Genomic DNA, 22,868 nt, shown 5'->3' on the forward strand with positions numbered 1-22,868 from the left:
ATGGCGGAGCGGACGGTCCCCGCATCGGTGAGGTTTCTGGCCGGCATCTGGGCAGCGGTCCTGGTCATCGTGATCGCAATGGCCGGGACGTGGCTGGTGAGGAGTCCAGGGGTGAACGAACCGATCGAGGTCGTGTGGCCATCCGAGGCCGAGCTGCGAGCTGTGGGAAAGACCAAGGTGTTCTTCGGGCACCAGTCGGTGGGGACGAACATCCTCGACGGGGTCGGGAGGATGTACGCCGGCGCCTCGCTGCCCGCACCGGTCTTCGCGGATTTCTCCGCCGTCGGGGAGGCGGAGGGCGCGACGTTCATACATGCCCATCTGGGGGTCAACGGTGATCCGCGCAGCAAGTTCGCGGCGTTCGCAGACGTGATGGACGGCCCGGCCGCGAGAGACGTTGACGTGGCGTTGATGAAGCTCTGCTACGCCGACATCACGGCGGCTAGCGATGTGCGCGCCGTTTTCGACGCGTATGTGTCGACGATGGCCGAGGTCGAAGAGGCCCACCCGGACGTACGTTTCCTCTACACGACCGCGCCGCTCACCGCCGACCGCAACTGGGAGTCGAAGATCAAGGCGGCGCTCGGGCACGACGACGGCATGGGGCCGGCAGACAATGTCGCCAGGGAGCGCTACAACGCGTTGATCCGGGAGAAGTACGCCTCGACCGGCCGTCTCGTCGACATCGCCGCCGTCGAATCGGCGGGTACCGAGGAACGTAGCCAGGACGGCAACGTCTACTACGTCCTCAACGAGAACCTGACGTTCGACCGTGGTCATCTCAACGAGGCGGGCTCGGAGGCGGTCGCCGCGGAACTCCTCACGATGGTCGCAGCCAACAGTTCGGTCGCACGGGATCACGACGACGGACGGTGACAAGCCGATGAGTCTGCAGGGGGTCGGGGTCGACGTCGCCGACATCAGGCGCTTCGCACGGCTCCTGGCGATGCGTGGGTCGGGGTTCGCGGTGCGGTGGTTCACCGACGCCGAGATCGCCCAGTGCATGGCCGCGGCGACCCCCGCCACGGCTTTCGCGATGCGGTACGCAGCCAAGGAGGCCGTCTGGAAGGCGCTCGGTCCGGCGAATGGTCCGGGCCGCTGCCGTGGCGGGGGATCACCGTGCTCGAGGACGCTCCCGGATCTCTGTCGGTCAGCCTCGCGGGCCCGGCGGCCGAGCTCGCGGCTCTCGCCGGCGTCACCGCGGTGCGTGTCGCGACCGTGCCCGGGCCCCGGATGGCCATCGCCACCGCCGTCGCCGACGGAGCCCCGGATGCGAGGTGAGCATGCCCGGCGGTGGGGTGGATCGAGTGATCTCTTCGTCTCGGTTGTCTGTCGCGGACTGTTCCTTCGGGGTTGGGGTGGGCCGCCGACCCTTTCCTTGAGGGTGTTCTCGCCGGCCCCCGGAGTAAAGGACGGCCTTCGGCCGCCGGCTTCGCCGGCCGCTTCGCGGTCCTTGACACCGGGGTCCGGCGAGAAAAGATTTGGCTGGCTATCGGGGCGGCGGCCCGGGTGTGACGCAGCAGAAGAGGGTCGTTCGCTGACCGCGAAAGTAGGAGTTGACCTGGGAAAATAGGTTCTCCCGGAGGTGGTTCCGGAGTAGAATAAGGACCATCACAGCACACCCCTTGAAGGCGGGAGAGCGATGAGTCTCGGGAGCGGGATCGACCACTGGGGAACCAACCCCAGCGACTCGATCGACGCTGCCCTGACGGCCATCGAATCCTCCGTCCAAGACCTGCTCGCCACCGACCCCGCCTATTGGCGGACCGGGCAGAAGAAAGACCTCCTCGAACGGCTCGAGAAGCTGCAGGCCCAACAGGCCGCGTTGAAGCTCCGAGTGCTCGCGTTGGCCGGTGATATCGCCGAGGAGACCGGGGCCAAGGACGCCTCGGGGTGGCTGCGGACCGAGCTGCTGGTCGACAAGGCGGTGGCCCGTGCCCAGGTCAAGCTGGCTGCTGGGGTCGCGAAGTACGACCTCGTGGCCGCTGGCCTGGCCGACGGTGTGGTCTCCTTGGACAAGGCCCGGGTGATCACCACGGCCCTCGACAAGATCGACAACGATCCGGTCGCCAGCGCCGAGGACCTGGTGCTGGCTGAGAAGCTCCTGATCGACTACGCCACCCAGTTGACCGCCAACGAACTCCGCATCATCGGCAAGCAGATCCTGCGCGAGATCGACCCCGCCCGGTTCGAGGACGCCGAAGCCAAAGCACTCCTCGCTGAGGAAGAACGCGCCCAGCAGAAGACCGCGTTGCGCGTGTGGGACAACCATGACGGCACCATCGGGTTCGACGGGGTCCTCCCGACCTCTGTGGGGATGCGGTTCAAGCGGCTGGTCGAGGCCTACGCCCAACCCCGCAAACAACAGCTCGCCGACAAGGGAGCCCCGCTGCCGCCGTGGGAACGGCTGATGGGCCAAGGCTTCGCCCGGCTCGTGGAGACCATCGACCCTGCATCCCTGCCCCGTCACGGTGGGGATGCGACCACCATCAACGTCGTGATCAGCCTCGAGGAGCTCCGCAATGACCTCGGTGCCGCGACCCTGGGCTATGACGAGACCAACGGCACCACGATCTCCGCTGCGGAGGCGCGGCGGATGGCGTGCAACGCGACCATCATCCCCTGGGTCCTCGGTGGCGACAGCGAAGTCCTCGACGCCGGCCGAGCCAGCAGGCTCTTCCAACCCATCCAACGCAAAGCACTCCGGCTACAGGCCAAGTGCTGCCAGGCCGAAGGCTGCGACATGCCACCGGAGTGGTGCGACTCCCACCACCTCAACCCCTGGGCTGCCGGCGGCAAGACCAACCTCAAAGACGGGGCATTGTTGTGTCCCCATCATCACCGCCTGGCGCACCACCCGGCGTACGTCCATGAACGACTACCGGATGGCACCATCAGGTTCACCCGCCGCCCCTGACCGGCCACCTCTTTCGATTCACACTCGCCGCTTCCCCGCTGGCCGGGACACTTCCCCACTGCGGTGAAGGTTCCCCGCGCTCCGGATCGTGGGGAAGCTCCGCGTGCGTGGGGAAATCTTCCGGCGAGTGCGGAACTCCTGCCCTGCGGCCACGAGCGTCACGGACCCTGGTCACTGGCCCGGATCCCAAGCCCGTACCCAACCTGAATCTCGCTGCGCCAAACCCCGCCGCCGACCCGATAGCCAGCCAAATTTCTCGGCGGCCACCAGCCCAAAGCGGCTTCAGTCCCCCGTAGAACCCTTTCGACGCCCCCGCCGGATCTCCATGTCGAGCGCGTCGAGGTGCTGGGTCCAGAAGCGGCGGAACTGGTTGAGCCAGGCGTCGACCTCGACCAGGGGACCGGTGTCGAGGGAGTAGATGCGGCGGGTGCCGTCGGGGCGTACGTTGGCGAAGCCGTGCTCGCGCAGGACCTTGAGCTGCATGGAGACCGCGGGCTGGCGGATGCCGAACTCGGCGGAGATGGTCTCGACGACCTCGCCGGAGGTGAGGTCGCCGGCGGACAGGAGCTCGAGGATGCGGCGGCGTACGGGGTCGCCGAGGACGTCGAAGGCGTGCAAGCCGGCTACTCCGGCATCGCCGTGTAGGCGGCGACGCAGCGCTCGCCGGCGGCGCGGGCCTGGTCGGGGTCGGTGCCGAAGGCGATGTCGGCCTCGACCCAGGCGGCGGCGGAGCCCTGGGTGTGCTCGATCATCGCGGGCAGCGCCTCGGGGGACATCGGGTCCATCTTCTCGGCCTCGGGCGCGGAGAGGTGGAGGGCGAGGCCGAGCAGCATCTGCTCCCAGCCGATGCCGACGGCGCTGGGGCCGAACTCCTTCCACTGCTCCGGCGGGACGGGGGCGGAGTGCTCGAGGCGGAGCAGCGTACGGCCGCCGGCGGCGGTCAGGGTCGCGTCGACCCACGACTTCATGTCGCCGTAGTCCCAGGTGATCGAGAGCAGCTTCGGGCGGTCGCAGGCGAGGATCTCGCCGCCGGCGTTGCCCTCGAGCTGGTAGCGGCCGCCGACCTCGAAGTCGCCGGTGACCGGCATCAGCCAGCGCGGGATGCGCTCCTTGGTGGTCAGGGCGTCCCAGACCTCGTCGGGGTCGGCGTCGTAGCTGCGCTCCACGACGAGCACGCGCAGCTCCTCGCCGCCGCGGGTCGTGGTGGTCAGCGCGCGGTTGACGGCGCCGAGGTGGTCGGCAGGGATGAAGGGTGGTGTGCTCATGCCTGCGACGTTATATTAAGATCTCTTGATATTCAACGGCACCTCGTCGACGAGCACGGGAGCGGCGTGGAAGTAGGCGGTCGTACGCCGCTTCTGCTCGATGTCGCGGTAGACGCGCTCGACCTGCTCGACGGTGAGCCCGGTGGCCTCGGCGACCGCGGCGGTCGGGACGCCGTTGTTGAGGCCGTAGAGGCACAGGTCCATCCGCTGGTAGGGCAGCGAGAAGTAGAACTCCTCCTGCGACTGCTCCAGCGAGTAGGTGTCGGTGGTGGAGGGGCGCGCCTGGATCTCCTCGGGCACGCCGAGGTGGGCGGCCATCGCGTAGACCTGCGACTTGTAGAGGTGCGCGATCGGCTTCAGGTCGGCGGCGCCGTCGCCGAGCTTCACGAAGAAGCCCTGGTCGTACTCGAGCCGGTTCGGGGTGCCGGCGACGGCGTAGTTGAGCCGGTCGGCGTGGAAGTACTCCAGCGCCTTGCGGGCCCGCTGCTTGAAGTTCGTCGCCGCCACGATCTCCAGGTATGCCTCGGTCGTGAGGCGGTGGGTGCTCTGGGTGCCGTTCGGGTCCTCGACCACCACGGAGAAGAGCCGGAACGCGTCGGAGTCGACCACGCTGGGCAGTACGATCTTCGACTTCCACCCCGGGCCGTACGCAGGGACGACCCGCCGGATCGCGTCGTCTCGCCGCTGGTAGGCGCCGAGACCGACCAGGACTGGGGAGATGTCCTCGAGCACCGAGTCGATCCCGAGGGAGTCGGTCAGCTTCGTGCTGAAGCCGATCGTGTCCTCCGACGACTCCTGCTCGGGCATGTGCAGGGCGAAGACCCGGTCCCGGCCGAGCGCCTTGACCGCGAGCGCGGCGACCACGCTGGAGTCGATCCCGCCGGAGACCCCGACCACGATGCCCTTGCGCTTGTTGGCCACCAGATAGCGGCGGATCGTGTCGCCGATCCGGATCGCCTCCGCCTCCTCGTCGAAGCGGAGCGTCTCCAATCCGTACGACGCTGCCGCGGCAGGAGGGGTCGTGGTCATGATGGTCCTCGTCATGCTGGGGTCCTTCCGGTGATCTCGAGGCTGGTGCGTTCGAGGCTGGTGCGTTCGAGGCTGGTGCGTTCGAGGTTGGGGTCGAAGACGGTGAGTGGTTCCGGCGGCGCAGCCGTCCGGTCAGCCGAGCCGGTGAGCAGCTCGCTGTGCAGCAGCTGGGTGGACAGGACGGCCACCAGGCGCATGTTGTCGGTGTTGCCGAGGCCGCGGCCCTGGGTGCGCCGGGCCTTCTCCAGCAGCCGCTGGACGAGCTCCGGCCGGAAGACCCGGGCGGCCTCCAGAGCGGAGACCGAGGTGACGTCGAAGACCCAGTCCGGGGTGCCGCCGGCGAAGAACGCCGCCGCGTCCGGCGCCCGGTAGGGCTGCTTGGGACGGCGCAGGATCTCCTCGGGGACGAGGTCGGCGAAGGCCCGCTTGAGCAGGTGTTTCTCGTCCATGCCGTGGATCTTGTGGTCCGCGGGAACGGCGGCGGCCAGCTCGGCGATGTTCGGGTCCAGGAACGGGAACCGGCCCTCGATGGAGTTGCCCATGAGCATCCGGTCGCCCTGCGAGGCCAGGATGTAGCCGGGCAGCAGGGTCGTCATCTCCAGCCACTGGGCTCGCGACAGCGGGTCCCAGCCTGCTTCCTCCGCGGGCATCGCGGCGACGACCTCGTCCGCCGGGCTCCGGTCGCAGGCCTCACGTATCTCGGCGGTCAGCATCGAACGGAGCACGGCCGTCGTATCCCAGCGGGGCCGATGCGAGATCGCTGGGTCGCCGGCGACGATGTTGCGGCCGAAGAAGCTCTTGGCGAAGGCGGGGGCCTGGTGGGGGGAGCGTTTCATCCATGGGTAGAGCTGCTCCACGGCCGCTTCCGCGGCCGCCGGGTCATGGGTCCACAGCTCCCGGATCCGCCCCTCGCGGAAGATGTCGTAGCCCCCGAGCACCTCGTCGCTGCCCTCGCCGGTGACCACCACCTTGAACCCTGACTCGCGCACCAGCCGGGAGAGCAGGAACATCGGTGCCGGGCCGGTACGCAGCAGCGGGCTCTCGGCGTGGCGCACGACGTCCGGGAAGACATCCGCGATGTCACGCTCGCGTACCACGACGTCCTGGTGCACCGTGCCGAGCTGCTTGGCCATCAGCGTCTGATAGCTGCCCTCGTCGAACTCGTCGTCGGCGAAACGCAGTGAGAAGGTGTGCAGCGGCACATCCGTGAACCCTGCGATCGCACCTGCGGTGACCGCCGAGTCGATCCCGCCGGATAGGTACGCCGCAACCGGCACGTCGCTGCGCTCGAAACGTAGCCGGGTGGCCGTCACCAGCCGCTCTCGCAGCGCATCGGCGTTGGCGGTCAGGTCTGTGCGCGGCTCGCTTCCGCGGGCCGGAAAGGTCGGCGCCCAGTAGCGGGTGCAACCGGTCGCGACACCGTCCCGGAAGGTCAGGTAGCTGCCGGGAGGCACCTGCTGGATCCCGCGGAACACCGTCTGCGGCGCGACCGCGGACCACAGCGTCAGCACCTGGTCGATCCCGGCAGGGTCGAGCTCGCGCGGCACGTCCGGGTCGGTGAAGAGCGCTTTCACCTCCGAGGCGAACAACAACCGGCCGCCGGAGTGGGTGTAGTAGAGGGGGCGCACGCCGAACCGGTCGCGGGACAGCACCAGATCGCCGCTCCGCCGGTCCCAGACCGCCAGCGCCCACTGGCCGTTGAACCGGTCGAAGCAGCCCGGTCCCCACTCCTCCCAGGCGTGCACGATCACCTCGGTGTCGTTGCGGGTGCGGAAGCGGTGCCCACGCGCCCGGAGGTCGGCTGCGAGCTCGACATGGTTGAAGATCTCACCGTTGAAGGTGACCCACACCTGCTCGTCCTCGCCGCACATCGGCTGCACGCCGCCGACGGTGTCCACGATCGCCAGCCGGGTGTGACCCAGTGCGACCCGCTCGTCACGGTAGTACCCGCTCCCATCGGGCCCGCGGTGGGCCAGGGCAGCCAGCATCCGGCGTACGAGATCGGGGTCAGGCGCCTCGCTCGCGGAGTGGACCCCGCAGATTCCGCACATGGCACTCCTCGGTAGATGTCCGCGCGTCTGATCGCCAAGGCTTGTCGGCCGCGACGGGACAGGGGGCCGCCGTCCGGGCGTTTATCACCCAATGTCGGCATGTTTCAGGCGTGTGACCTCGAAGCCCGACGTCACCTGCCAGAACAGTGGGCGTGCAAGGACGTGGTCGGCCGAGCCGACGCTGCGTAGGTGATCAAGGAGAGAACAGACGATGGCAGACGTACAGAGAACGATCGAGGCGTTCATCCTCGACAGCCTCCTGCTGGGTGACGAGGAGCGGCTGCCGGCGCCGACGGACTCGCTGGTCGAGTCCGGAGTGATCGACTCCACCGGGATCCTGGAGCTCATCGAGTTCCTCGAGGTCGAGTTCCAGATCAGTGTCACCGAGGCCGAGACCGTGCCGGCGAACCTCGACGGTGTCGCCAACCTGGTGGCGTACGTGGCCCGGAAGACAGCGGCCGACTCTCTTGCCGGGTAGGTCCGCCTTGTTGGTCAGACCTGGTCACGGCGGCCGGGAAGGCGGCGACTTCGCCGTCGACCTGGCCAAGATGTACACGATCAATCTCGGCACCCGACGTCCGACGCTGCTCGCCAGGCTCCGGTTCTGGCTGACCGACTACGAGCTGCGCTGCGTGGCCTGCTACCGCTTCGGACGCTGGGCGGGCCGGGTTCGCGAGACTCGTCCGCTGCTGGGGGTGCTCCTGCTGGGCATCTTCTGGTTCTGGAACCGGCACAACATGCGGATCCACCACGCGGACATCGGCCGGCGCGCCGACATCGGACCGGGACTGCTGGTCATGCACCGCTCAGGGATCATCATCGGACCGGCGGTGATCGGCGGAAACTGCGTGCTCCACCACAACGTCACGATCGGCCAGCGGATCGCCGCGGGGGACCATGGAGTCCCCACCCTCGGCGACGACGTCTGGATCGGCCCCGGTGCAGTGATCTCGGGTGCGATCACGGTCGGCGACGGCTGCACGATCTCCGCCGGCACGGTACTTTCCAAGGACGTGCCGGCACGCAGCCTCGTCGGCGGCAATCCCGGCCGGGTCATCGCTCGCGACTACGACAACGCCAACATGATCAACTTCGTGCTGCCGAGGCGGGCTGGGGATCCGCCGTCACCGATATTGGGTGATGAGTGAGACCGGCCGGTCATGGACCGGCGACGGGCGGCGATGCTCCGGGGCATGGAGCGTTCCCCGACAGCAGCGAGCGTCGTCGTGCCCGCGCACAACGAATCGGCTGGCCTGCGTGGAAACCTGACCGCGCTGCTCGACGGTGTCCCGACAGGCACCTTCGACGTGGTGGTGGTCTGCAACGGCTGCACCGACGACACCGCCACGGTGGCGCGGTCGGTCCCCGGTGTCCGCGTCATCGAGACCGAGTCCGCCTCGAAAGCGCTCGCGGTCGAGCTGGGCAACGCGGCCACCTCGATCTTCCCTCGGATCCACCTGGATGCGGACGTACGCCTCCCCGGTCCCGACGCGCTCCGCCTGGTCCGTGCCGTGGCAGAAGCAGGGGTGCACGCCGCCGGGCCGTCGCGGGACGTTCCGGTGGACTCCTCGTCATGGCCGGTCCGGGCCTACTACCGGGTGTGGGAGAACCTCCCGAACGTACGCAGCGGCCTCTTCGGCCGTGGTGCGTTCTGCCTGTCCGAGGAAGGACAGCGACGGGTGGATGCACAGACGAGGCTGATGAACGACGATCTGATGGTCTCCGAGGCATTCGCCCCGGAGGAGCGCCGGATCGTCTCGCATACGTCGGTGGTGGTGCGGCCGCCGGGCACGGCCGCCGACCTGATCCGTCGACGGACCCGGGTCGCAACCGGCAACCATCAGGCCGACCAGCACGCGGCCCGCCACGCATCGACATCACTCTCGGATCTCATCAAGCTCGGGCTGCGTCAGCCTTCGGTCGGCCTCCGGGTCCCGGTCTTCCTGACGATCACCGTCATCGCACGTCGGCTCGCCCGCAGAGCTGTCCGTGCGGGTGACTACACGACCTGGCTGCGCGACGAGAGCTCGCGAGCCTGACTTCCAGAAGGAGCACGTCTTCATGATGCGTCCCGCATCCGGGAGCCGCAGGCTCTTGGCCGCCGTTCTCGGAGCCGTCCTGATCCTCACGGGCCTCACGGCCACCACCACGACGACCGCGTACGCTGCCGGCGACCCCTGTGGGCCCGGCGGCAACAAGATCGCCTGTGAGAACTCCAAACCGGGCTCGCCGCCGAGCGTTTGGGACATCGACGGTGCGGGGCACGACTCGATCCAGGGGTTCGCGACCGACATCAGCGTCGACGTCGGAGACCCGATCGATTTCAAGATCGACACCGACGCCAGGGCGTACACGATCACCATCTACCGCACCGGGTGGTACGGAGGTGACGGGGCTCGGCGGATCGCGTCGGTCACGCCGTCTGCGACGCTGCCGCAGATCCAGCCCAACTGCACACGTGAGTCGGCCACCGAGATGACCGACTGCGGCAACTGGGCGGTCTCGGCGACCTGGCAGGTGCCAGCCGACGCCGTCTCGGGCGTGTATGTCGCGCGACTGCACCGCGCCGACACCGACGAAGGCAGCCACATCACCTTCATCGTCCGCGACGACGCCAGTCACTCCGACGTCGTCTTCCAGACCTCGGACACCACCTGGCAGGCGTACAACCTGTACGGGGGATCCAGCTTCTACCACGGCGGCCAGAACGGGAGGGCCTACAAGCTCAGCTACAACCGGCCCTTCGTGACCAGGCACAGCCCGGCCCGAGACTTCTACTTCGCCAACGAGTACCCGCTGGTGAGGTTCCTGGAGCGCAACGGGTACGACGTGAGCTACATGTCCGGTGTCGACACCGATCGTCGCGGCGAGCTGATCAAGAACCACAAGACGTTCCTCTCCGTCGGCCACGACGAGTACTGGAGTGGCCGCCAGCGGGCCAACGTGGAGGCTGCCCGTGACGCCGGGGTGAACCTGCAGTTCCTCAGCGGCAACGAGGTCTACTGGCGTACTCGTTACGAGTCCTCTCAGGTGGGTGCCGCCGGGACGAATGCGTACCGGACCCTGGTGACCTACAAGGAGGCCTGGGGTGCAGAGGACCCGGCCGACGAGTCCACCTCCACCTGGCGTGACCCGCGCTACGCGCCGAAGAGCAAGGGCGGCGGGCTGCCGGAGAACGCTCTGACCGGCACGGTGTTCATGTCCAACTGGACCGACAAGCCGTTGACCGTCACCCGCGAACAGGGCCGGCAGCGACTGTGGCGGAACACCGGACTGGGGCAGATGACAGGAGCCACCACCGAGCTGGCGCCACATACGGTGGGTTATGAGTCCGACGAAGATCAGGACAACGGATTCCGCCCGCCCGGGCTGATCCGGGCCTCCGAGACGACCGCGTTCGTCGACGGGCAGTACATGACCGACTTCGGCCGCAACGTCGGCAGCGGCACGACGACCCACTCGATCACTCTCTACCGGGCCAAGAGCGGGGCGCTGGTCTTCGGCGCCGGCACCGTGCAGTGGACCTGGGGCCTTGATGCGACCCATGACAGCGCCTACGACGACGACGCGACCAGTCCGGCGATGCAACAGGCCCAGGTGAACCTGCTCGCCGACATGGGCGCTCAGCCGACCACGCTGATGGCCGGCCTGCAGCAGGTCGCGGCGTCGACCGACACCACAGGTCCTTCCGTCACGATCAGCTCGCCCGCGGCGGGATCGGCTCAGGCCAACGGCGCCAAGGTGACGCTGACCGGCACGGCCACCGACTCCGGTGGAGGGATCGTGGCCGGCGTGGAGTACTCCACCGACGGGGGCACCAGCTGGCACCCCGGCAAGGGCACCTCGGCATGGACGGTCGAGTACATCCAGCACGGGGTCGGCAACACACCCGTCCAGGTTCGTGCCGTCGACGACAGCGCCAACATCGGCGCAATCGCGACGCGTTCGTTCAACGTCTCCTGTGGCTGCAGCATCTTCGGACAGACCGCGATCCCGACGACTTGGACCGCGGTCACCAGCCCGGCGACGCCGTCCGCCGACGACCCCAGCGCCGCCGAGCTCGGCCTGCGGTTCACCCCGCTCACCGACGGGTACGCAGCGGGTGTCCGCTTCTACAAGGGCTCCGGGAACACCGGCACCCACACGGGCTCGCTGTGGAGCACGAGCGGCGAGCGGCTGGCCCAGGTCACCTTCAGCAACGAGACCACCGGCGGCTGGCAGCAGGCGCTGTTCAGCAGCCCGGTGCCGCTGAGCGCGGGCACGACCTACATCGTCTCCTACACCGCCCCCAACGGCCACTATGCGGTGCAGCCGTGGGCCTTCGCCGCGCAAGGGTTGGAGGCGTACCCGCTCGAGATCGCCGGTGGCCACGGGGCCGCCCCCGCGGGGGTCTACGCCAACCCCGGGACCTTCCCGGCCAACTCGCACCAGAACTCCAACTACTACGTCGACGTGGTCTTCACGACCACCGACGACTCACCGCTGTCCGCGATCAGCCCGTGGCCGTTGGCGGACTCGTCCTCGGTCCCGCGTTCGACGACGATCAGCGCTCGCTTCTCCAAGCCGGTGGTGGCCTCCTCGGTCCAGGTCGCGGTCAAGGACGCCGCGGGCGCGTCGGTTCCCGGAACCACCAGCTATGACGCCACCACCAGGACCGTCACGTTCACGCCGACCAACCCGCTCGCCGGCTTCGTGAAGCACACCGTGACGCTGTCGGCCACCGACACCCAGGGGACGCCCCTGACCGGAGGGAAGTCCTGGTCGTTCACGACCGCGAAACCGCCGGCGACACCCGGAGTGTGCCCGTGCTCGATCTACAACGACGAGGACGTGCCGACGATCCTGGAGGACTCCGAACGCGCCTCGCTCACCTTGGGCGTGCGGTTCCGGCCGACGGTCACCGGAACCGTGACCGGGGTCAAGTTCTACAAGGCCGTGAACAACACCGGGCCCCACACCGGCACACTGTGGTCGAGCAGCGGTCAGGCGCTTGCCCAGGGCACCTTCACGGGTGAGAGCACCACAGGCTGGCAGACGCTCACCTTCACCCAGCCGGTCGCGGTTCAGGCGGGTGTGGACTACATCGCCTCCTACCACACCAACGGGTCCTACTCGGCGACGCCGAACGCGTTCGCCGCCTCGGACCTCTCCAAGGGACCGATCTCCGTCAGCTCGACCGCAGGCGCGTATGCCTACGGCGAGGGATTCCCGGGCAACTCCTCGGCGTCGAGCTACATGGTGGACCTGGTCTTCGAGAAGGGCGCACCGACGCTGAAGGTGACCGCCCAGAGTCCGGCGCCGGGTGCCGTCTCGGTGTCTCGGGGGACCAACATCACCGTCGGCTTCTCGGCTGAGATCGCGGACGGCTACCAGATGGACGTCTCCAGCCCGGGCGGGCCGATCGCGGGGTCGTCGTCGCTGAACCAGGCGCGCAACGAGATCACCTTCGACCCCACCGGTCCGCTTCCGTCGGATACGGACATCACGGTCAGCCTGACCGGGGTGACCTCCGCCGAGGGTGCGGCGCTGGGCCCGCAGAGCTGGACGTTCCGCACACGCGCACAGTCGGCGACGAGCCAGACGCTCTTCGGTGATCAGGTGCCGCAGCAACAAGCGGTGAGCGATGCCTCCCCGGTCGAGGTCGGCACCGCCTTCACCTCCGCGCGAAACGGCCAGGTGACCGCCATCCGGTTCTACAAGGGGCCTGGCAACAACGGCACTCATGTCGGGTCGCTGTGGTCCGCGGACGGCACCCGTCTCGCCTCGGTCACGTTCGTCGGCGAGACCGCCTCGGGCTGGCAGGAGGCGACGCTCGACCAGCCCGTCGCGGTGACGGCAGGAGCGACGTATGTCGTCTCCTACCTCGCTCCGCAGGGCCACTACGCGGCCACCGGTGGATTCTTCAACACTGCCTGGACCTCGGGTGACCTGACCGCGCCGGCGACCAACAACGGGCGCTATCTCTACGGTGCCGCGGGCGGCTTCCCCACGTTCACCTGGGGCGCGACGAACTACTTCGTCGACGTGGTCTTCGAGCCGTACGTCCCGACGATGAGCGTCACCGCGCGGGACCCGAGCCCGGGTGCGACCGGGGTGGCGACCTCGGTGAACCCGTCGATCACGTTCTCGGCGGCGGTCGCGAACGGCTGGAACATGTCGGTCACGGCCAACGGGTCCGCCGTGGCCGGGTCGGCGGCACTGAGCGGGGACGGACGCACACTGCGCTTCACCCCGACCTCGGCGTTGCCGTCCGCGGCGACGGTCTCGGTGACCGTCTCGGGCGTCGTGTCGACGGAGGGGGCGAGTCTGCCGACGCAGACGTGGTCGTTCACCACGGCCCTCCCGGAGGAGGTCTCGCTGTTCACCGGTGTGACACCACAGAACCCTTCGACTTCCGAGATCCTGCCCATCGAGCTCGGCACCGCGTTCAAGTCCTCGGTACCCGGCTCGGTGACGGCGATCCGGTTCTACAAGGGGAGCGGCAACACCGGCACCCACACGGGATCGCTGTGGAACTCCGCAGGCACCCGGATCGCCAGGGTGACCTTCACCAACGAGACCGCGACCGGTTGGCAGACCGCCACGCTGCCGACCCCGGTCGCGATCACCCCAGGGGCGACGTACGTGGTGTCCTACTACGCCCCGAACGGCCGTCATGCATCCACGCCGGCAGCGCTCACGCAGGACTGGCGGGCTGGCCCGCTGACGGCTCCGGGCGGAGCCAACGGCCGGTATCGGTACGGGATCGGAGGGGGATTCCCGAACCGGTCCTGGAACTCCACGAACTACTTCGTGGACGTGCGGTTCCGCCCGGCGTCACCGTAGGCCGGACGAGCGGTCCCTAATTGGGGGGATAGGTGGGGCGAGGCTCTTCGGAGCCCCGCCCCACGCCGATTTCATGGTCGACATGACAGATGGGGAACCGCTCGGCGTCGCAGTGGTCGGGGCCGGTTACTGGGGGCCGAACCTGGTCCGCAACTTCCGGAACGCACGGGAATGGACGCTGGTCGCGGTGGTCGACCTGGACCTCGCGAGGGCCCGGGAGGTGATCGGGGGAAGCACCGACGTGCTGGCCACCAACGACCTCGACGAGGTGCTCGCGCGCGACGACGTGGACGCGGTCGCGATCGCCACCCCGGCTCGGACCCACCGAGGGCTCGTCGAGCAGGCGCTGCGGGCCGGGAAGCACGTGCTCGTCGAGAAGCCGCTGGCCGACGACGTGGAGTCGGGCCGGAGCATGGTCGAGGCCGCGCGGGCCAACGATCTGGTGCTGATGGCCGACCACACCTACTGCTACACGCCGGTCGTGCAGAAGATCCGCGAGCTGGTCGAGGACGGCTCCCTCGGCGAGATCCTGTTCGTCGACTCGGTGCGGATCAACCTCGGCCTGGTGCAGCCCGACGTCGACGTCTTCTGGGACCTCGCCCCGCACGACCTCTCCATCCTCGACTTCGTCCTGCCCGGCGGCCTGCGCCCGACGGGGGTCGCGGCGCACGGCTCCGACCCGCTGGGTGCCGGGAAGGCGTGCGTGGGCTATCTGACCCTGCCGCTGGAGGGCGGGGCGATGGCCCACGTCCACGTCAACTGGCTCAGCCCCACCAAGATCAGGCAGATGGTGATCGGCGGGAGCCGGCGTACGTTGGTCTGGGACGACCTCAACCCGCAGCAGCGGCTCAGCGTCTTCGACCGCGGCGTCGACCTGGTCCAGCAGAGCGTGGACATCGCGGACCGCGCCGCGGCGACGATCTCCTACCGGCTTGGCGACACCTGGGCGCCCGCACTGCCGGAGTACGAGGCCCTGTCCCGGATGGTCGGCGAGTTCGCCGGTGCGATCAGGGAGGGCCGTACGCCGCGGACCGACGGGGCCGCCGGGCTCCGTGTCCTCTCCGTCCTGGAGGCGGCCCAGACCAGCCTCCGAGCCCGCGGCGCCCTCGTCGAGGTGGCCGCCGAGACACCGACCCTGGAGCTGATCCGATGACTACCCTGCAAGGCGCGAACGTGCTGGTCACCGGGGGTGCGGGCACCATCGCCTCCACCATCGTCGACCAGCTCCTCGACGAAGGGGTCGCGCATGTCGACGTGCTCGACAGCCTGATCCGGGGCCGCAAGGCCAACCTCGACGACGCGCTCGCCTCGGGCCGGGTCACGCTGGTCGAGGGCGACATCCGCGACCGCTCTCTCGTCCACGATCTGACGCACGGCAAGGACCTGGTCTTCCACCAAGCCGCCATCCGGATCACGCTCTGCGCCGAGGAGCCGCGGCTGGCCAACGAGGTGCTGGTCGACGGCACCTTCAACGTCGCCGAGGCGGCGGTCTCCGCAGAAGTGGACAAGCTGGTCTACGCGTCCTCGGCCTCGGTCTTCGGGCTCGCCGAGGAGTTCCCGACGCCCGAGGGGCACCACCACAACAACAACGACACCCTCTACGGCGCCGCGAAGTCCTACAACGAGGGGCTGGTGCGGTCCTTCCGGGCGATGCACGGGCTCGACTACGTCGGGCTGCGCTACTTCAACGTCTACGGTCCGCGGATGGACGTGCACGGCGCCTACACCGAGGTGCTGGTGCGGTGGATGGAGCGGATCGCCGACGGCAGGCCGCCGCTGATCTTCGGCGACGGCCGGCAGACGATGGACTTCGTCTGCGTCCCCGACATCGCCCGCGCCAACATCCTGGCGGCGGCCTCCGACGTCACCGAGGGCGTCTACAACATCGCCTCCGGCACCGAGACCTCGCTGCTCGAGCTGGCCGAGGCGCTGCTGCGGGTCATGGGCGCCTCCGGCCTGGAGGTCGAGCACGGGCCCGAGCGGGCGGTCAACGGGGTCACCCGCCGGCTCGCCTCGATCTCCGCGGCCCGCGAGGACCTGGGCTGGTCGCCGACGATCGGGCTCGACGAGGGGCTGCGCCAGCTGGTCGAGTGGTGGCGGCCGCTGCGGTCCGAGATCGCTGCCGGCCGGGCGCTTCAGGCTGGTGTCTCGTGAGCCGTGTCAACGTGATGCAGCCGTGGCTGGGCGACGAGGAGGTCGAGGCGGTCACCGAGGTGCTCCGGTCCGGCTGGGTCGCCCAGGGGCCGCGCGTGGCCGAGTTCGAGCGCCGCTTCGCGGCCTCGCAGCAGGCCGCCCACGCCGTCGCCACCTCGAGCTGCACCACGGCGCTGCACCTGGCGCTGGTCGTCGCCGGGGTACGTCCCGGGGACGACGTCGTCGTCCCGTCCTTCTCCTTCATCGCGACCGCCAACGCGGCGGTCTACGTCGGTGCGCGGCCGGTCTTCGCGGATGTCTCGGTGGAGACCGGGAACCTCACCGCGGCGACCGTGCGCGAGGCCCTCACGCCGCGGACGACCGCGGTGATCGTGGTCGACCAGGGCGGCGTGCCGGTCGACCTGGACGCGATCCGCGAGGTCTGCGACCCGCTCGGCATCGTGGTGATCGAGGACGCGGCCTGCGGCGCCGGGTCGACCTACCGCGGCCGCCCCGTGGGCGCCGGCGCCGAGATCGCGGCCTGGTCGTTCCACCCGCGCAAGATCCTCACCACCGGCGAGGGTGGGATGCTCACCTTCGCCCGCGAGGACCGGGCCGTGCGGGCGCGGAAGCTGCGCGAGCACGCGATGAGCGTCTCGGCCGCCGACCGGCACGCCAGCCTGGTCTCGCCGCCGGAGTCCTACGACGAGGTCGGCTTCAACTTCCGGATGACCGACCTGCAGGCCGCGGTCGGCATCGTGCAGCTGTCGCGGCTGCCCGAGGTCGTCGCCCGCCGCCGTGAGCTCGCCGCGGTCTACGCGAAGGCGGTCGCCGACATCGACGGGCTGCGCGCGGTCGCGGACCCGGCCTGGGGGACCTGCAACTTCCAGTCGTTCTGGATCGAGATCGGCTCGGCGTACGGGACGGACCGCGAGGATCTGCTGACCGCCCTGGCCGAGGCCGGCATCTCCGCGCGGCGCGGGATCATGGCGGCGCACCGGCAGCCTGCGTACGAGGCCTCGGGGGTGAGCCTCCCGGTCACCGAGCACCTCACCGACAACACGCTCATCCTGCCGCTCTTCCACCAGATCTCGGACTCGGAGCAGGCGCGGGTCATCGACGTACTCAGACAGGGGGGAGCACGCCGATGACCACGCTCGTTCTCGTCGCGGCCAGCGGGCTGGCGGGCGAGGTCGCCGCTGCTGCCAGCGGCTACGACCAGATCGTCGCGGTCGACGACGACCGCGAACGGTGGGGGACCGTCGTCGGCGGGGCCAAGGTGATCGGCCCGGTGGAGCTGGTCTCCGACTGCGGTGCCGACCTGGTCGTCTGCGCCGGATCGGGCCGGGTGCGCCGCCGCCTCGTCGGACGGCTGCTCGACTACGGGGTGACCCCCGAGCGGTTCGCGACCGTCATTCACCCCGACGCCTCGGTCGCCGTCGGGTGCGAGGTCGGAGCGGGCAGCATCCTGCTCGCCGGTGTCCGGCTGACATCGCAGGTGTCGGTCGGCCGGCACGTCGTGGCCATGCCCAACGCCGTGCTCACCCACGACGACATCGTCGGGGACTTCGCCACCCTGTGCGCCGGCGTCGCCCTGGGTGGGGAGGTCGTCGTCGCCGAGGCCGCCTACCTCGGGATGAACTCCTCGGTGCGCCAGCGCCTCACCGTCGGGACCGAGGCCGTCCTCGGCATGGGAGCCGTGCTCCTCGAGAACCTTCCCGCAGGCGGGACGTGGGCCGGGGTGCCCGCGCGACCGGTCAGGGTTCCGGTCTGATGCGCCGGTTCCATCGTCCCCGACCGCTGCGGACGCGGCCGTCGGTCAGCGTCGTGATTCCTTGCTACAACTACGGACACTATCTGCCTCAGGCGGTCGCGGGTGCCCTCGCCCAGGAGGGTGTCGACGTCGATGTGCTGATCGTCGACGACGCGTCCCCCGACGGCAGCGCCGACGTCGCACGTTCGCTGGCTGCTGCCGATCCGCGTGTGGACGTACTCGTCCACGAGCGGAACGCCGGGCACATCCAGACCTACAACGACGGTCTCTCCCGGGTGCACGGGGACTATGTCACGCTGGTCTCCGCGGACGACGTGCTGATGCCCGACGCACTCACCCGGGCCGTCGCACTGATGGAGCATCATCCCAGCGTCGGTCTGGTCTACGGGTATGCCCGATCGTTCACCGACGACCTCCCGGTCGGGCCGACGCGGACACGAAGCTGGTCGGTCTGGTCAGGAAGGGACTGGCTCGGCACCGCGGCACGGCAGGGTCGCTGTTTCCTGGTCAGCCCCGAGGCGGTGATGCGCCGCGAGGCGCTCGAGCAGACCGATGGCTACGACCCTCGGCTGCCCCACTCGGGTGACTTCGACATGTGGCTGCGTACCTCGGTGAACTGGGACGTCGGCCGTGTCGACGGTCCGATCCAGGCGGCGTACCGGGTGCACGACGCCAACATGCACCTCACCGAGTACGCCGGCTGGCTCACCGATCTGCGCGAGCGTCGCCGCACGTTCGACATCCTCTTCGACGAGCGCGCACCGGACGTCGCCGACGTTCAGAGCCTGCGGCAGGATGCGATGAAGGCTCTGGCCAAGGAGGCGGTACGTCGTGGGCGGGAGGTCGCCCACGGTGACTCGGAGTCCGTGCTCGACTACCTCCGGTTCGCCGCCGAGACACACCTGGCCATCAGGCACACCCGGGCTTGGAGCCGCGCCTGGGCCGAGGCCGTGGAGGGGAGAACGTCCGAGCCGGCGCCGTGGGCCCGCGCGACCGCAAAGGTCCGCCACCATCTGCGATGGCGGTTCGAACGCAGGTACGGCACATGACGACGGCCACCAATGACGGCCCGGTGGCCGGGCGGGTGAGCCGCGGCCTCGGCTGGGGCCTCGGCGGCACGATCGCGATGCGGGTCGGCAGTGTGCTCTTCGGGATCCTCGTCGCCCGGTTGGTCGCGCCGGAGGAGTTCGGCGTGTACGCGGTGGCGCTGACGGTCTGGACGATCCTGAGCACCCTGGCCGACCTCGGGCTCGGCGCCGACCTGGTCCGCGCAGCCGACATGGAGCCGCGGGCGCCCACGGTGGCCAGCATCGGGCTCGGGGTGAGCGTCTCCCTCGGCGTGACGATGGTGCTCGCCGCCGAGCCGATCGCGCTCGCCTTCGGCAGCCCGGAGTCGGTCGACGTGATCCGGCTGATGGCGGTGAGCATCGCCGTCTTCGGCTTCACGATCGTTCCCTCCGCCCGACTGACCAGGGCCTATCGCCAAGGTGCGCTCTTCGGCATCAACGCGCTCGGCCTGCTGGCCTCGGTGGTGGTATCCCTCGGTCTGATCCTGGGCGGCGTCGGCGCTGAGGCTCTCGCCTGTGGCCAGATCGCCTGCCAGAGCGTGATCGCCGTGGGTCTGTTCGTCGTCACGCGGACCGTGCCACGCCTGGGGTACGACCCAGCTCTGGCTCGGGAATCGCTCGTCTTCTGTCTGCCGCTGGCCGCCGCGAACCTGCTCTCCTGGTTGCTGCTGAGCCTCGACAACCTCATCGTGTCCCGGACCCTCGGCCCCGAGCAGCTCGGTCTCTACGTGCTCGCGTTCAACATCTCCTCCTGGCCGATGAGCGCGCTCGGAGCAGCCATCAGGGTCGTGGCCCTTCCTGCCTTCTCCCAGGCCTCCTCACCGGAGGTCCGCAACCGCGGCCTGGTGCTCTGCATCGCACCCTTGGTCACCGTCTCCACCCTGATCTCGCTCGGCCTCGCCGCGGCAGCCATCCCCCTGGTGACCCTGATCTACGGAGACCGGTGGGAGCCTGCCGCCGCCGCACTCACGGGTCTCGCGGTGTTCGGTGGCAGCCGGGTCCTCCTCGACCTGGTGGCCACCTTTCTCGTCGCCGCGGGTGAGACCCGCGCTGTTCTCGCGGTGCAGGTCGCGTGGGTGCTGGCGATGGTGCCGGCGATGGTCCTCGGCGTAACGCGTTGGGGCCTGGCCGGCGCCGGCTGGACCCACGTCGCGGTGGTCGTGGCCGTGGTGGTCCCGCTCTACCTGCGCGCGCTCGGGAAGGTGGGCATCCCACCAGGTGAGCTCCTCCGCCCGGTCGTGGTTCCGCTCGTCGCCGCTGTTCCTGCGGCCATCGCCTGCATCTGGTTCAACGGCCTCGGGAGCAACCGGCTCCTGACGCTGGTCGGGGTCGCCGCCCTGGTCCTCGCCCTCTACGGACTGCCGCTGCTGCGCTGGTGGCGTGCCCGATTCACCCAGCTTCGCCGGCTCGAGCCGGTCTCCGTCCCGGAAGGAACTCCGTCATGACCGCGAACCCACGCCCGAGCGTGCCCTTCGTCGACCTGCGGCCGCAGAACGTGGCCATCAACGACGAGGCGGTCGGCGCGTTCGCCGAGATCTGCGAGAGCGGTGCCTTCGTGCTCGGGCCGCAGGTCCGGCGCTTCGAGGAGGAGTACGCCGCCTTCGCCGGTGTCGAGCACTGCATCGGTGTCGGCAACGGCACCGATGCGCTCGTGCTCGCCCTGCGCGGCGCAGGCATCGGGGCCGGGGACGAGGTGATCGTGCCCGCCAACACCTTCGTCGCCACGGCAGAGGCCGTCGCGATCGTCGGAGCCGACCTGGTGCTCGCCGACTGCGACGAGGACTTCCTGATCGACCCCGTCGACGTCGCCCGTCGGGTCACCGGCCGCACCCGAGCGGTCATCGGAGTGGATCTCTACGGACAGGTGGCACCGTTCGAGCAGCTCCGTGAGGCGGTCGGTGGGGACGTACTCCTCGTCGAGGATGCCGCCCAGTCACAGGGAGCCAGTCGGAACGGCCGACCGGCGGGATCCTTCGGGGTCGCCGCGGGCACGAGCTTCTACCCGGGCAAGAACCTCGGCGCGTACGGCGACGCGGGAGCCGTGACCACCGGGTCGGCGGAGATCGCCGATCGGGTCCGGGCTCTACGCAACCACGGCGGCGTCGCGAAGTACGAGCACCTCGACGTCGGCACCAACTCCCGCCTGGACTCGGTCCAGGCGGCCGTCCTCTCGCTGAAGCTCGAGCGCCTCAAGGGCTGGAACGCCGAGCGCGACGAGGCCGCGCAGCGGTACGCCACCCTGCTCGCGGACCTGCCTGGGGTCGTCCTGCCGCGAGTCCTGCCGGGCAACCAGCATGTCTGGCACCTCTACGTCGCCCGGGTCGCCGACCGGGACCGGGTGCTGCGCGAGCTCCTGGACGCCGGGGTCGGTGCCGGGATCCACTACCCGGCACCGGTGCATCTGTGGCCCGCCTTCTCCTGGCTGGGACACGGCGCCGGGTCGTTCCCGGTCGCGGAGGCGCTCGCACAGGAGATCATCTCGCTGCCGATGTTCCCGGGCATCACCGGAGAGCAGCAGGAGATCGTCGCGGACGCACTGAGCCAGGCGGTACGCCGGTGAACGGCATCGGCGGCATCGCCGGGAAGCTCCGGCGCGAAGGGCCGCGCGGCGTGGTCCGTCGCGTCGTACGGCGTGCCTACCAGCATCTCGACGCGCACGCCCTCGACTTCGGGCTGCTGCCGGAGGACATCGCCGATTCCACACGTCTGGAACTGGGGCGCGTTGCTCCGGTGCCGGGCGGACGTCCCCTCGTGGTCGGCTGGCTCACCACGCCGCCGGCGGCCGGCTCAGGTGGTCACACCACGATGTTCCGGATGGTGGAGGCGCTGGAACAGGCCGGCCACCGCTGTGTCGTGCTGCTCTACGACCGGCACCATGGCTCGGCGACCGCGCAGGCCGAGGTGATCCGTGACTCCTGGCCAGGGGTCCGGGCCGAGGTCCGTTCGGTCGACGACGGGTTCGACGGCCTCGACGCATGCGTGGCGACCGGGTGGGAGTCGGCGCACGTGCTCGCCGTTCGGCCGACGAAGCCGCTGCACCGGCTCTACTTCATCCAGGACTACGAGCCGCTGTTCTCGCCTCGCGGGTCGGAGTACGAGCTGGCCGCCGACACCTACCGGTTCGGGTTCACCAACATCGCGCTGGGTGAGATGGTGCGCGGCCGGCTGCGCGACGACCTGGGTGTCGCCTCGGAGCTGGTGCCGTTCTCGTGCGACACCACCGTCTACTCGGCGCACAACCACGGGCCTCGCTCCGGCGTCGTCTTCTACGCCAAGCCGGGCCTGGCGCGCCGCGGCTACCGCCTCGGCAGCCTCGCGCTCGTGGAGTTCCACCGACGTCACCCCGACCAGGCCATTCACGTCTACGGCTCCGCCGTGCCGGACCTGGGGATCCCGGTGGTCCACCACGGCCGGCTCACCCCCGAGGAGCTGAACGGGCTCTACAACCGGTGCATCGCCGGTCTGGCGATGTCGTTCACCAACATCTCGCTGGTCGCCGAGGAGATGCTCGCGGCGGGCTGTGTGCCCGTGGTCAACTCCTCGCCCGACGCCCGTGCGGACCTGGACAACCCACACGTCGCCTGGGCCTCGCCGACACCGGGTGGCATCGCCGACGCGCTGTCCGATGCCGTCGCTGCGGCCGACATCCCGGCCCGGGCTGCGGCTGCCGCCGGGAGCGTACGCACGGACAACTGGGAAAGCACCCGTGAGGGCGTACGCAGGATCATCGAGCACACCGCCTACGGCGCTCCCGTGGATTGGGTACGCATGGCCGATGGCGCCGGCGCCGCCACCAGCCCTTCCTAG

The 22,868-nt window shown here is 69.5% G+C and carries 19 protein-coding genes and 1 pseudogene; 16 read left to right on the plus strand and 4 right to left on the minus strand.

All coding sequences use genetic code 11. The annotated features are described in order from the left end of the window. The 4 genes and pseudogenes from G5C66_RS09755 to G5C66_RS09765 all read left to right on the plus strand — a co-directional run bounded on the left by G5C66_RS09755 (nucleotide 1) and on the right by G5C66_RS09765 (nucleotide 2,917). Nucleotides 1-876 (plus strand): hypothetical protein, encoded by an 876-nt coding sequence (locus tag G5C66_RS09755; RefSeq protein WP_165110766.1) that lies wholly within the window; start codon nucleotides 1-3, stop codon nucleotides 874-876. A 7-nt stretch (nucleotides 877-883) separates the two neighbouring features. Further along, nucleotides 884-1,075: pseudogene (locus G5C66_RS27075) on the plus strand (4'-phosphopantetheinyl transferase superfamily protein); the annotation flags it as partial. Between the two features lie 44 nt (nucleotides 1,076-1,119). Continuing rightward, on the plus strand, nucleotides 1,120-1,281 hold the full coding sequence (locus tag G5C66_RS25910; RefSeq protein ID WP_241248389.1) for a hypothetical protein: 162 nt from the start codon (nucleotides 1,120-1,122) through the stop codon (nucleotides 1,279-1,281). 361 nt (nucleotides 1,282-1,642) lie between these two features. Continuing rightward, nucleotides 1,643-2,917, plus strand: a complete 1,275-nt coding sequence (locus G5C66_RS09765) for an HNH endonuclease signature motif containing protein (RefSeq protein WP_165110768.1) — start codon at nucleotides 1,643-1,645, stop codon at nucleotides 2,915-2,917. Between the two features lie 282 nt (nucleotides 2,918-3,199). Here the strand turns inward: G5C66_RS09765 and G5C66_RS09770 are convergent, their stop codons facing one another. Genes G5C66_RS09770 through asnB form a run of 4 tightly spaced genes read right to left on the minus strand, consistent with a single transcriptional unit; the run spans nucleotide 3,200 to nucleotide 7,262 of the window. Further along, nucleotides 3,200-3,535, minus strand: coding sequence for an ArsR/SmtB family transcription factor (locus tag G5C66_RS09770; RefSeq protein ID WP_165110769.1), 336 nt, complete (start codon nucleotides 3,533-3,535; stop codon nucleotides 3,200-3,202). A 5-nt stretch (nucleotides 3,536-3,540) separates the two neighbouring features. Then, entirely contained in the window at nucleotides 3,541-4,182 is a 642-nt protein-coding gene (locus G5C66_RS09775; protein ID WP_165110770.1) for an SRPBCC family protein, read from the minus strand. A gap of 15 nt (nucleotides 4,183-4,197) precedes the next feature. Further along, nucleotides 4,198-5,226, minus strand: coding sequence for an NAD(+) synthase (gene nadE / locus G5C66_RS09780; protein WP_241248390.1), 1,029 nt, complete (start codon nucleotides 5,224-5,226; stop codon nucleotides 4,198-4,200). Beyond that, nucleotides 5,223-7,262 (minus strand): asparagine synthase (glutamine-hydrolyzing), encoded by a 2,040-nt coding sequence (gene asnB / locus G5C66_RS09785; protein ID WP_165110771.1) that lies wholly within the window; start codon nucleotides 7,260-7,262, stop codon nucleotides 5,223-5,225. Before asnB ends, nadE begins: the two co-directional genes overlap by 4 nt. A 211-nt stretch (nucleotides 7,263-7,473) precedes the next feature. Here asnB and G5C66_RS09790 point away from each other — a divergent pair, with 211 nt between their 5' ends. The 12 genes from G5C66_RS09790 to G5C66_RS09845 all read left to right on the plus strand — a co-directional run bounded on the left by G5C66_RS09790 (nucleotide 7,474) and on the right by G5C66_RS09845 (nucleotide 22,868). Further along, nucleotides 7,474-7,740, plus strand: a complete 267-nt coding sequence (locus G5C66_RS09790; protein WP_165110772.1) for an acyl carrier protein — start codon at nucleotides 7,474-7,476, stop codon at nucleotides 7,738-7,740. Nucleotides 7,741-7,750: 10 nt separating this feature from the next. Next, nucleotides 7,751-8,410, plus strand: a complete 660-nt coding sequence (locus tag G5C66_RS09795; protein WP_241248391.1) for a serine O-acetyltransferase — start codon at nucleotides 7,751-7,753, stop codon at nucleotides 8,408-8,410. Between the two features lie 45 nt (nucleotides 8,411-8,455). Next, complete coding sequence (locus tag G5C66_RS09800) at nucleotides 8,456-9,301, plus strand: glycosyltransferase family 2 protein (RefSeq protein WP_165110773.1); 846 nt, start codon at nucleotides 8,456-8,458, stop codon at nucleotides 9,299-9,301. 22 nt (nucleotides 9,302-9,323) lie between these two features. After that, nucleotides 9,324-14,087, plus strand: coding sequence for a DUF4082 domain-containing protein (locus tag G5C66_RS09805; RefSeq protein WP_241248392.1), 4,764 nt, complete (start codon nucleotides 9,324-9,326; stop codon nucleotides 14,085-14,087). 82 nt (nucleotides 14,088-14,169) lie between these two features. Then, nucleotides 14,170-15,240, plus strand: coding sequence for a Gfo/Idh/MocA family protein (locus G5C66_RS09810; protein ID WP_241248393.1), 1,071 nt, complete (start codon nucleotides 14,170-14,172; stop codon nucleotides 15,238-15,240). After that, entirely contained in the window at nucleotides 15,237-16,241 is a 1,005-nt protein-coding gene (locus G5C66_RS09815; RefSeq protein ID WP_165110775.1) for an NAD-dependent epimerase/dehydratase family protein, read from the plus strand. The genes G5C66_RS09810 and G5C66_RS09815 overlap by 4 nt, the downstream gene beginning before the upstream one ends. Further along, a complete protein-coding gene (locus G5C66_RS09820) occupies nucleotides 16,238-17,371 on the plus strand; it encodes a DegT/DnrJ/EryC1/StrS family aminotransferase (RefSeq protein WP_338144128.1) in 1,134 nt (377 codons plus the stop codon). The genes G5C66_RS09815 and G5C66_RS09820 overlap by 4 nt, the downstream gene beginning before the upstream one ends. Next, nucleotides 17,368-17,994: an LbetaH domain-containing protein gene (locus G5C66_RS09825; protein ID WP_165110776.1), complete on the plus strand. Its 627-nt coding sequence runs from the start codon at nucleotides 17,368-17,370 to the stop codon at nucleotides 17,992-17,994. Before G5C66_RS09820 ends, G5C66_RS09825 begins: the two co-directional genes overlap by 4 nt. Further along, complete coding sequence (locus G5C66_RS09830) at nucleotides 17,994-19,043, plus strand: glycosyltransferase family 2 protein (RefSeq protein ID WP_165110777.1); 1,050 nt, start codon at nucleotides 17,994-17,996, stop codon at nucleotides 19,041-19,043. The genes G5C66_RS09825 and G5C66_RS09830 overlap by 1 nt, the downstream gene beginning before the upstream one ends. Continuing rightward, entirely contained in the window at nucleotides 19,040-20,506 is a 1,467-nt protein-coding gene (locus G5C66_RS09835; RefSeq protein ID WP_165110778.1) for an oligosaccharide flippase family protein, read from the plus strand. The genes G5C66_RS09830 and G5C66_RS09835 overlap by 4 nt, the downstream gene beginning before the upstream one ends. Further along, entirely contained in the window at nucleotides 20,503-21,621 is a 1,119-nt protein-coding gene (locus G5C66_RS09840; RefSeq protein ID WP_165110779.1) for a DegT/DnrJ/EryC1/StrS family aminotransferase, read from the plus strand. The genes G5C66_RS09835 and G5C66_RS09840 overlap by 4 nt, the downstream gene beginning before the upstream one ends. Then, a complete protein-coding gene (locus tag G5C66_RS09845; protein ID WP_206443913.1) occupies nucleotides 21,618-22,868 on the plus strand; it encodes a rhamnosyltransferase WsaF family glycosyltransferase in 1,251 nt (416 codons plus the stop codon). Before G5C66_RS09840 ends, G5C66_RS09845 begins: the two co-directional genes overlap by 4 nt.

Source organism: Nocardioides turkmenicus, from assembly GCF_011045035.1.
Taxonomy (GTDB): domain Bacteria; phylum Actinomycetota; class Actinomycetes; order Propionibacteriales; family Nocardioidaceae; genus Nocardioides; species Nocardioides turkmenicus.

Bases quoted from the DNA above. Each gene is read 5' to 3' on its own strand.
- G5C66_RS09805 (WP_241248392.1), top strand. From the start codon at position 9,324: ATGATGCGTCCCGCATCCGGGAGCCGCAGGCTCTTGGCCGCCGTTCTC.
- G5C66_RS09790 (WP_165110772.1), top strand. From the start codon at position 7,474: ATGGCAGACGTACAGAGAACGATCGAGGCGTTCATCCTCGACAGCCTC.
- G5C66_RS09765 (WP_165110768.1), top strand. From the start codon at position 1,643: ATGAGTCTCGGGAGCGGGATCGACCACTGGGGAACCAACCCCAGCGAC.
- G5C66_RS09835 (WP_165110778.1), top strand. From the start codon at position 19,040: ATGACGACGGCCACCAATGACGGCCCGGTGGCCGGGCGGGTGAGCCGC.
- asnB (WP_165110771.1), bottom strand. From the start codon at position 7,262: ATGTGCGGAATCTGCGGGGTCCACTCCGCGAGCGAGGCGCCTGACCCC.
- G5C66_RS09840 (WP_165110779.1), top strand. From the start codon at position 20,503: ATGACCGCGAACCCACGCCCGAGCGTGCCCTTCGTCGACCTGCGGCCG.
- G5C66_RS09830 (WP_165110777.1), top strand. From the start codon at position 17,994: ATGCGCCGGTTCCATCGTCCCCGACCGCTGCGGACGCGGCCGTCGGTC.
- G5C66_RS09815 (WP_165110775.1), top strand. From the start codon at position 15,237: ATGACTACCCTGCAAGGCGCGAACGTGCTGGTCACCGGGGGTGCGGGC.
- G5C66_RS09755 (WP_165110766.1), top strand. From the start codon at position 1: ATGGCGGAGCGGACGGTCCCCGCATCGGTGAGGTTTCTGGCCGGCATC.
- G5C66_RS09825 (WP_165110776.1), top strand. From the start codon at position 17,368: ATGACCACGCTCGTTCTCGTCGCGGCCAGCGGGCTGGCGGGCGAGGTC.
- nadE (WP_241248390.1), bottom strand. From the start codon at position 5,226: ATGACGAGGACCATCATGACCACGACCCCTCCTGCCGCGGCAGCGTCG.
- G5C66_RS09810 (WP_241248393.1), top strand. From the start codon at position 14,170: ATGACAGATGGGGAACCGCTCGGCGTCGCAGTGGTCGGGGCCGGTTAC.
- G5C66_RS09800 (WP_165110773.1), top strand. From the start codon at position 8,456: ATGGAGCGTTCCCCGACAGCAGCGAGCGTCGTCGTGCCCGCGCACAAC.
- G5C66_RS09775 (WP_165110770.1), bottom strand. From the start codon at position 4,182: ATGAGCACACCACCCTTCATCCCTGCCGACCACCTCGGCGCCGTCAAC.